The organism is Exiguobacterium sp. A1_3_1 (assembly GCF_048985645.1).
GTDB lineage: Bacteria > Bacillota > Bacilli > Exiguobacteriales > Exiguobacteriaceae > Exiguobacterium_A > Exiguobacterium_A indicum.
Genome location: NZ_WBYY01000136.1, coordinates 1 through 9,056 on the forward strand (window position 1 = coordinate 1; position 9,056 = coordinate 9,056).

A 9,056-nucleotide genomic window follows, 5' to 3' on the forward strand; every position below is an offset into this window, starting at 1 on the left:
GTGGGCTCGGAGATGTGTATAAGAGACAGGTGTACGTCTCGTCATGATCGGCATCGCGAACTGGATACAATTGTTTTAATCCCGTTTTTGCTTGATACAGTTCGTACATCATCCGAACCGGAACGAGTTCGTCCTTCATTCCATGAATGAACATCGTCGGAACCCGACTCTTCGTTGCTTGACGGGTCACCGAGACGTCACCATAAAAGAAATCTTGCTCGCCCTTGTTCCACATGCTCGCGATCGTCAGAGACGGAAGTGCCGGGTAACGGATCTGTTCGTCCGCAAGTAGACTGAGCCAGTCGTCGAGTCGGGCGTAAGCTCCTTCAGCGACGATCGCCCGGACTTGGGTTGGTACGGTCTCGCCAGAAGCGAGTAAGACGGTCGCTGCGCCGACACCGAGTCCATGATAGACGATCCGTGTATCGTCTCCGTTTTCAGCAAGCAAGCGCTTCGTCCATTCCAAGACATCCAGTCGATCGAGCCAACCGTAATTCCGGACGCCACCGCTTCGATCCTGCCCACGCCGTTCGATGAGTAAGACATTGAAATTAGCCTCATGGTAATAGCGGGCAAGTGCATAAACACCGGTCTGTGAAAACATCATCTCATCCGGGACGAGGAGGACTGTCTGTTTGCTACCGTCAACCGGTAGATAACGACCGAAGCGGACGAGCCCGTCCTTCGACCATTGCTGTGTCTCGCTCGTTTGTTTGAACCATGTCTCGTCTTTCGTCACTTGTCCGTTTCTCGTCGTCTTCAGAATCGGAGAAGCATCCGACTGACCGATCAATGTTTTTTGCATCCGGTATCCATCATAGACGATGAACAGTAGCAGACACGTGACGAGCAACACGATGCCGATTCCCCATTTGCGCATGTGCTTCGCTTCCTTTCCGACAGTGAGTCTTTCCTTATTCGTCGTCGGTTTTCACTTCCCCTGCTAACGGGGTCGAAAGGAACGATTGTTTATACCAGCGCTGTAAGGTATCGATATCCGTTCGTTCAAAATAAAGCGCGTTAAAAGCAGTATTGCCCCGTAGTTGAATCTCAATCCGGGCAATCTCCTTTGCTTCGAGCCAGCGAGAAACGGACCAGGTCAATTCCTCGATTTTCAGTCGTGGCGTATAGACGGTCTCTTTTTGGACCCATTGTTTGCGTAACATCAAGAGATCGTGGCCGGTTCCGAAACGGGTCTTTCGGTAACCGCTGCGCACAGCGAAGTAATAGAACGGTAACCAGATGAACAGAAGCAAGATCAAGAAGCGCCATGAGGAATCAAGGACGATGATGACGACACTGCTTAGTGCCGTAAACAACAGCGCATAACCGAGTAACGGCCAACGAACCCGGTAGCGAAAACCGATCGGTGCGACTTCATGCTGCGGACTGAACTGACGAAAGCGCGGCAGATATGTCGCTAGGAACGGATCGATTTCGTTCGTCCGGATGAATGGATGGAGCAACAGTCGCTCCTTCTCTCCGGTCGCCGAGATGATGTGTAAGGACAGACTCGCTCGACCGATCAAACGCTGAATCCAGCTTTCCTGAATGACGAGGGCTTGAATCTTATCAGCATGAAACGCGACCTCGGTCCGGTTCAACATTCCGTACCCGATCAATAATCGGTTGTGTTGCAAGACGGCACGGTACGAACCGTATTTCAAGATATAGACGATGATCGAGCCGATATAGATGACGAGTAAGACGAGTACGCCAAGTCCCGTCAAGACGAACAACGATAAATGCGCGAGTTCCGAGAACAGTCGATCGACATAACGTTCAATGAACTGATCGATGAATTGATAAGCGGTTCCGATTCCGACGAGCGCTAGTCCGACGCGTCCCGACAAGGCACCGGCTAATGCCAAATCGCGGACAGGGATCGTATAGGCGACTTCTTCCTGTTGTTCTTCGACGACGAGTTGCCCCTCGTTTTTGATCGACGACTTTAGTTCTTTCGCAAAATCAAGACGGATTCCCTTTAGTTCGACTTCTGGTGTTCCGCTCTCGGACGACGTCTCGACGGTCAACGTCGCAAGACGCAGCAGTCGTTCGATGACGTTTTGCTGAATGCCGATCGACTCGATCCGTTTACGTTGCGTCGTCCGTTCACTTTTTTGGAGAATTCCTTTGCGGACCCGAATCGTCTCGGCATCAATCGTGAACGTATAGAAATACCAGGAGGCGATCCCATATAAGAGGACGAACACAATCCCAACACTGATCCCGATCCACGTATAGGTGTTGATCTCGCCTTTGCGGATCGCATTTAAAATCAAGGCGGCGAACGGAATCAGGAGCGAGCGGATGATCGAGATACTCGACATCACGATGAACAGCGGGTGGACGCGCCGGGTCATAACGATTCCTCCTCCCGTTCCTCGAGTTTCGCAAAGCGTTCGACTTGTGTGCGTAGCGCGTCTCCTTGCGCACGATCGAGTCGTGACAACGTGACGAAGCCGGATGCCGTTCGAATATCAAGTGTGATCAAATCATAGCGACGCAGGATCGGTCCCGTTTGGCTATCGATCAATTGCACCTTGACGAGCGGCACGGTGACTTCGCGGCGGAAGAAGATGCCGTTGCGGACGACGAGAAATTCCTCATCGATGCGATAACGCATATACTTCAAGCGAAGAACGGGTATGTAGACGATACGGGGAATGAAATAGATCAGCCAAAGCAGACCGGCGATGCCCATCCACCAAGGTGTCAGGTCGAGCCACATGACTTGGGTAATCGTCGTTCCGATCAAAATGACGGCGATCAAGCCGTGTAACGGCAACAATCCGAGCCGTTCTGCTCGAATCGATCGTTCTGGCAGCGTATGCCATTGTACAGTAGACATCAAAAAAACACTTCCTTTCGTTTCCATTTACGGTTAAAAACGTCGCTTGGTTTCAGACAGCGGTTGACATTTTGTTTGATTTCATCGCATATATAGAAGTGAAGAACTGTAACACCAAGGAGGAACCATGTTAACTTTTGAAGAAAAACTACGAATTATCGAGACTTTCCCACAGCTCGTCCGCAAAGATGTCTCGCTAAAACGCGTCAATTTCCAATTCCCGGACAGTCAGTATGAGAAGAAGAATCTCGTCTATCATTTGCATCCGAACGGAAACGGCTTCGTCTATGCCGCTGGTCTACCAGGTTATGAAACGGACGAAAAAGGATTCGTCAATATCCGTGAATTTTCAGAGCCTGCTTTAATTCTCTTATTAGAAGATGCAATCAAAGCACTCTCGACGGTCCAATCGGTCGAAACACTCGAAGAAACATGGGTCAACGATAACCAGTTCGAATTAACGTTGCTCAATGAAGACATCGACACGTGGCTCGTCTACGCTGGTGATCTTTTAGACGGTGCATTCAACTCGTATAAGGAAGCAGCGAACTATCTTGAAGAAGAAGGTTTCCGCCGTAAATAAGACAATGAGCGATCCGGTTAATCCGGGTCGCTCATTTTCATGACGAGACGATTCAGTGCCGCTTTGACGACGCGTAAGTCTTCTTCGTCGACGTCGAGTGTCTGGACGAGATCAAGCGGAACAGTCTCTGCTTGTTTCCGTAACGCACGACCAGCATCCGTTAAAAAGATCTGGATGTGCCGTTCGTCTTCCGGCTTACGGACGCGTCGCAACAGATCTGCCGCTTCGAGTTTCTTCAGTAACGGCGTCAACGTTCCCGAATCAAGATGGAGCCGTTCACCGATGGCTTTGAGTGATTGTCCCTCCTCTTCCCAGACGACGAGCATGACGAGATATTGCGGATACGTCAGACCAAGTGGTTCAAGTAACGGACGATAACGACGCGTGATCTCACGCGAAATCGCATAAAACGGAAAACAGAGTTGTTCATCTAAAGCTAACGGGTTCATAAAAAATTCCTCCTATCGTGAGCAAACGAGTTGCATTTCGATTTAAATTGTATACAATCTAATTGTAAGCTACTTATTTGAATCTAACAACGAAAGGGAGTTACACACATGAAACCAATGTTCACATCATCTGCAACAGCTGTCGGAGGTCGCGACGGACGCGTCGTATCGGAGGACGGTATTCTTGACGTCGCCCTCGCAATGCCGGTACCAGGATCGAAAAAACAAGCAACGAACCCAGAACAACTCTTTGCTGCAGGATATTCTGCTTGCTTCGACTCTGCCTTGAACATGGTCGCTCGCAAACAAGGGATCAAACACGATGGCAGTGAAGTCACAGCACACGTGACATTAAACGAAGCAGCTGACGGATTCATGCTTTCCGTCGAACTCGATGTTCTCGTCCGTGGGATCTCGGAAGAAGCGGCGGCTGAACTTGCGAAAGTCGCGCATACGGTCTGCCCTTACTCACGTGCGACTGCTGGAAACATCCAAGTCGACGTCTACACACGTACGACTGACGCAGAATAAGTGTAGCATTTCTAGCCAGCCTGAGGTTTACTCTCAGCTGGTTTTTGTTTTTATAATAATTCTGGTAGTTGAAATAATAATATTCTTGATGATGAACGGTTGCTCTTACAAAAAGAACAACCGCCTTTTTTTAAAGTTGATGGACCGATAAGATGACGAGTTCCCCGGATACGGTGACATAATAGGCATCCTCGAACCGATAGCGTTCATTGTGTTCTGCGTCATAGACCGTGACCATTGGTTCCGCGTCGTCTCCGATCGCTTCGTGTAGATAAAAGCGTCCACGTAAGACACGTTCGAACGGCTCCTTATCAAGGAATCGGGCACCGTTGCGTAAGTTGATCACTTCATGATGGTGCTCGGACCGGTCATTGACGATGAAGATCGTCGACTCGACGTCATCGTACGTGAAGTCGAGCGGTTCATAGTCACTCCACTGAATCCGGGCAACCTCTTCGACACTCGCTTCCGTATCAATCCGGTAAAAGATTTCTTCGTTCAAACGATCGGTATAGGCACTGAAGATCAGATGCCCTTCCTGTTCTCCGAGATACTGAACGGTATCCCCTTCCCCTTCTAACTTCAACAAGGTTGCGAACGATAAGTGCTCAACACCACGTTCGATCTCCTCGATCAAGGTCGGTAGTGGGGCAATCAACAGACTTTCCGAGTGGTCGATCGGATCTTCTGGTGAGATGACACCACTTTCAAGGCCATCATAGAACGAGAACTCATCGAGCCGAGCATTACAGACGATGTACTCCTTCTCTTCGAGCGTGACGAGAAAGAAATAGAGTTCCCGGTAATTCTCCGTCATCCCGTAGAGCCGTGGATCGCGAATCGTCTGCCGCGATTCATCCTTGACATCATACAAAAACGCAGACGTCGTATCGGTCGTTTGTAAGAATACGAGATAGTTCTCATTGAGCACCCAGTAGAGCGTCAAATCTCCTTCGACATAAAACGACGCAATCTGCTCCCGTTTACCGGACAAGAGATCGATGACGAGCACTTCCGTCTCCCCGCCCTGCTCTTGCGTATGTTCATTCAAACAATAGACTCTTCCGTGCCGCACGAACGGTCGGGTTGGTCCGTGATCCGTCAAGGCTTCTGGCGTTAGATCGACCTGTTCCTGATCTTCAAGATCATATCGGCTGATGTGGTAACGGGCGTCATCAAGACGACGTCGAAAATAGATCGACGATGGTGTGACATGCAAGACATCCATATGATCGGCGGGTAAAGCACGGGCATCCACTATTTCCATGATTAATCTCCTCCCGGACACGTACTACTTGTCTTTTTCCCACGAATCGTACTGCTTCAAACAGGGTCTTGCTGTGCGTTTAACGAAGCAGAGTGCTACAATATGGCTAGATGACTACAGGATGAGGAAGGTGCGAAACGGTGCAATCACAAGATTTAAATACGATGATGCTCGAATATGTCAACGATAAGGAAGAATACGATGCCTACGCCGACAAGTTGAAGATGCTCTTGTCCGAGTTGCTCGACGCGGCAGGCATCAAATACCACTCGATCGTCGCCCGGACGAAGGACTCCGAGAGTCTGTATCAAAAAGTCTTACGGCAGCCGAATAAATACCGTTCACTTAAGGACGTCCATGACTTGACCGGGATTCGGATCGTCACTTATTTCCATGACGATGTCCGGGAAGCGGCACGCATCATCGAGAATGAGTTCGCGATCGATCGCGATCAATCGGTCGATAAGTCAACGTTGCTCGATACGACAGAATTCGGTTATCTCTCGGTCCATTTCGTCGCTTCACTGAGCGATCAGCGGCTTGCCCTGAGCGAGTATGGTCGTTTCAAGGATTACACGGCTGAGATCCAAATCCGCTCGATCCTGCAACACGCGTGGGCGGAGATCGAACATGATCTCGGATATAAAAATCCGAACAGTGTCCCAGCAGAAGTCCGGCGCAGCTTCAGTCGGGTGGCAGGATTACTCGAAATCGCCGATCAGGAGTTCGTCAACATCAAGAAACAGTTGAAACAATTTGAAGACGAGACCGTTCAACAAATCTTGTCTGACCCCCATCAAGTCCGGATCACGGCAGATAACTTGAACTACTTCATCGATCACTCCCCGGTCATCAACGAGCTCGATAAACGACTTGTTACATCGCAAATGATGCTCGATTCCGATCAACAACTGATCAACGAACTGATTCGGATGTTCCATTATGTCGATATCCGGACGTACGGAGAGTTGATTGAAGCCGTGACGACGCACAGTCCGCTCGCCTTACGCTGTGCGAAGGTCATGCCGAATCCGTTCCTGCCTCGTCAAGGAATCGGCATCGCCTATATCTGCATGGCGCTGACAATTGCTGGCGAAGATACACACCGGATCGACTACTTCTTCCGCCGCTTCTATCCAGAACTGCGCAACGTCGAAGAGATCGTCGCCCAAGTCGCTCGCGTCGTCGAAACAGATGATTCAAGAGAAAAATATTGATTAAACTAAAATTTTTCACTATACTAAATCACGAGTGAAAGAAACTACGGTATAGAAAGAGTGAACGATACATGGCAACTACACTAGAAGTAGCACAACGCGATCAGTTGATCGTTGATACAGAAAAAGGATTACGGATGAACTACCGCGCGATCAAGAAGGACGTGCGTAGCATGTTCACGACGTACTTGACACGCAATGAATTCTTCATCTTGAAGTCCCTTTGTGCGAACAGTCCGCAAATCGCCTCTGCCCTCTCGCAAGAGTTCCAATTCTCAGCGAGCATGATCACGGCATTAGCAGACGAATTGACGAAAAAAGAGTTGATCTCGCGTGAGCGAAGCGAACTCGATCGTCGTGTCGTCGAACTTCGCGCCACTCCAAAAGGCATCGAGCTCTATGAAAAACTCGAATCGATGAAGATGGATTACCTCGCAGACGTCTTCGAGGACTTCTCGGATCAGGAACTCGAACTGTTCCGGACGCTCTTGACGAAGCTTGAAAAAACAATCTAAGCTGTTCAATCGAACGGATCCGGTCAGGACGACCGGATCCGTTTTTTAGTAAATTAAGGAGGAGGAAACACGATGTTTGATTTCGAATCGGTGCAACAGTTACGACAGACGGGACAATATGAAAAAGCGAAGGCAGTCGTCCGTCAGTATGTCGAGACGGCACCTAACGACCCGATCGTCCTCTATCAGATGGCGTGGTGTCATGATAGTCTCGGTGAGGAACAGGCTGCAGTTCCCTATTATGAACAAGCACTAGCGCTCGGTCTTACAGGTGAGGACCGTCTGCAGGCATATATCGGACTCGGCAGTACATATCGTGTCATCGGTCAGTTCGAAGTTGCGTCAGACGTGTTCCATCGTGCGCTCCGTGAGTTTCCGGACGCCCATGCCCTGCAAGCCTTCCTCGCGATGACGGAATACAATCTCGGTCAAGCCGATCAGGCAGTCGGTCGGTTGCTGAAGAGTCTTGCTACGACGTCGTCGGACGCCTCGATCCAGACATTTGACCGAGCAATCCGTTATTATGCCGATCATTTGGACGAGATCGTCAAAGAATGAACGGCAACGGTTGACGAGTGCTCGTTTTGCACAGCATAATGTAACAGCCAAGCGGACTCGCTTTTGGCAGGAAAGGAAGTTAAGGATGTCATCAAAAAAAGTATGGACAGTAGAAGGTTATGAAGAACAAGGGCAAGAAAAACACGGCAAGGCAAGCAAGTCAGAGACATATACGAATGAAGCCGATGCTAAGAAAGCTGCTAAAAAGATGGCGGATCAGAATGATCATCTCGACGTCTACGTCATTTATACGAGTACGGTAAACGGTAAAACAGAAGAACGATTCTTCAATTCGAACGGCAAGTATAGTGAAGAAGGCTTCGAGTGGTAAGTATCGCTTCGAATATATGATTCAGACCAAACATGATGCGTTCGTTTCTCAGTCAAGAGAGACGAACGCATCATGTTTTTATTGTCCTTGCTGTTCAAGTCTCATACCAAAGCGGGATGTCTCGCTGAAAACCAGCATGATCCTGAATGATTCGCTGAACGCGTTTTTGCATTGCTTGCATTCCGTCTGCATCGAACCGCTTCGTCCAGACGAGTGCTGAAAAGACGACCATCGCCATGTAAAGACTATACATTCGCCAAAAGTCGGATGGTACTTCGGTCTCGAAATACCCCTCGATCAAGTGACGGGCAAATACCGGACTCGTCTCGACCTGAAACAGACCACATTTGACGAAATCATGCCACGGATCGCCATAATCATGATTCCCGTAATCAAGGAATGCGGAAAGATGCCCATCCTCGACAAGGAGATTATCGAGATGAACGTCATCATGTTGCAACTGGTTCGGACGTGTCTGAAGTAACGGAATCCGCTCGCTAATGAATCGATCAAGACGCTCGATCCACGTTGGCTCAAGCAACCCGTCAATCGCTGCGCGGTAGCGGTCATGTTTCGTCTGGCAACGTTCGCTCCAAGACGTCATTTCGCTCGGTGCAGTGACGTCATGAATGCGTCTCAACGCTTGCCCTGTCTCCTGACCGAGTCGGGGTGCTAATTCCGGTGTCTCCTTGAGTACGCTTCGAACGGTTTGTCCGGGGAGGTAGGGATAGATACCTGTCTCTTATACACATCT

12 protein-coding genes are annotated in these 9,056 nt (G+C 49.4%); 6 read left to right on the forward strand and 6 right to left on the reverse strand.

Features of this window, described 5'->3' with window-relative positions; all coding sequences use genetic code 11:
* From F8N00_RS13405 to F8N00_RS13415, 3 genes are all read right to left on the reverse strand, one after another.
* A partial coding sequence (locus F8N00_RS13405; protein ID WP_421018381.1) for an alpha/beta hydrolase occupies nt 1–880 on the reverse strand: 880 nt, incomplete at its 3' end.
* A gap of 34 nt (nt 881–914) precedes the next feature.
* Nucleotides 915–2,363, reverse strand: a complete 1,449-nt coding sequence (locus F8N00_RS13410) for a PH domain-containing protein (protein ID WP_055968096.1) — start codon at nt 2,361–2,363, stop codon at nt 915–917.
* Nucleotides 2,360–2,851 carry a PH domain-containing protein gene (locus F8N00_RS13415; protein WP_023468295.1) on the reverse strand — a complete coding sequence of 164 codons (492 nt, stop codon included), beginning with the start codon at nt 2,849–2,851 and terminating at the stop codon, nt 2,360–2,362. Before F8N00_RS13415 ends, F8N00_RS13410 begins: the two co-directional genes overlap by 4 nt.
* A 127-nt stretch (nt 2,852–2,978) precedes the next feature.
* On the opposite strand from F8N00_RS13415, the gene F8N00_RS13420 reads away from it, so the two are divergent.
* Nucleotides 2,979–3,434, forward strand: a complete 456-nt coding sequence (locus tag F8N00_RS13420) for a hypothetical protein (protein ID WP_023468294.1) — start codon at nt 2,979–2,981, stop codon at nt 3,432–3,434.
* A 17-nt stretch (nt 3,435–3,451) separates the two neighbouring features.
* Here F8N00_RS13420 and F8N00_RS13425 read toward each other — a convergent pair whose 3' ends face one another.
* Nucleotides 3,452–3,883, reverse strand: coding sequence for a MarR family winged helix-turn-helix transcriptional regulator (locus tag F8N00_RS13425; RefSeq protein WP_023468293.1), 432 nt, complete (start codon nt 3,881–3,883; stop codon nt 3,452–3,454).
* Nucleotides 3,884–3,991: 108 nt separating this feature from the next.
* Between F8N00_RS13425 and F8N00_RS13430 the strand changes: the two genes are divergently transcribed.
* Complete coding sequence (locus tag F8N00_RS13430) at nt 3,992–4,414, forward strand: organic hydroperoxide resistance protein (RefSeq protein WP_023468292.1); 423 nt, start codon at nt 3,992–3,994, stop codon at nt 4,412–4,414.
* Between the two features lie 130 nt (nt 4,415–4,544).
* Here F8N00_RS13430 and F8N00_RS13435 read toward each other — a convergent pair whose 3' ends face one another.
* Nucleotides 4,545–5,681 (reverse strand): Six-bladed beta-propeller, TolB-like protein, encoded by a 1,137-nt coding sequence (locus F8N00_RS13435; protein WP_421018382.1) that lies wholly within the window; start codon nt 5,679–5,681, stop codon nt 4,545–4,547.
* Between the two features lie 140 nt (nt 5,682–5,821).
* On the opposite strand from F8N00_RS13435, the gene F8N00_RS13440 reads away from it, so the two are divergent.
* The 4 genes from F8N00_RS13440 to F8N00_RS13455 all read left to right on the forward strand — a co-directional run bounded on the left by F8N00_RS13440 (nt 5,822) and on the right by F8N00_RS13455 (nt 8,302).
* Nucleotides 5,822–6,898 carry a GTP pyrophosphokinase gene (locus tag F8N00_RS13440; protein ID WP_231681756.1) on the forward strand — a complete coding sequence of 359 codons (1,077 nt, stop codon included), beginning with the start codon at nt 5,822–5,824 and terminating at the stop codon, nt 6,896–6,898.
* A 71-nt stretch (nt 6,899–6,969) separates the two neighbouring features.
* Nucleotides 6,970–7,413 (forward strand): MarR family winged helix-turn-helix transcriptional regulator, encoded by a 444-nt coding sequence (locus F8N00_RS13445; RefSeq protein WP_023468290.1) that lies wholly within the window; start codon nt 6,970–6,972, stop codon nt 7,411–7,413.
* Nucleotides 7,414–7,485: 72 nt separating this feature from the next.
* Entirely contained in the window at nt 7,486–7,971 is a 486-nt protein-coding gene (locus tag F8N00_RS13450) for a tetratricopeptide repeat protein (RefSeq protein ID WP_023468289.1), read from the forward strand.
* Between the two features lie 85 nt (nt 7,972–8,056).
* On the forward strand, nt 8,057–8,302 hold the full coding sequence (locus F8N00_RS13455; RefSeq protein ID WP_023468288.1) for a hypothetical protein: 246 nt from the start codon (nt 8,057–8,059) through the stop codon (nt 8,300–8,302).
* A 94-nt stretch (nt 8,303–8,396) separates the two neighbouring features.
* Here the strand turns inward: F8N00_RS13455 and F8N00_RS13460 are convergent, their stop codons facing one another.
* Nucleotides 8,397–9,035, reverse strand: coding sequence for an aminoglycoside phosphotransferase family protein (locus F8N00_RS13460; protein ID WP_421018383.1), 639 nt, complete (start codon nt 9,033–9,035; stop codon nt 8,397–8,399).
* Nucleotides 9,036–9,056: the final 21 nt, after the last annotated feature.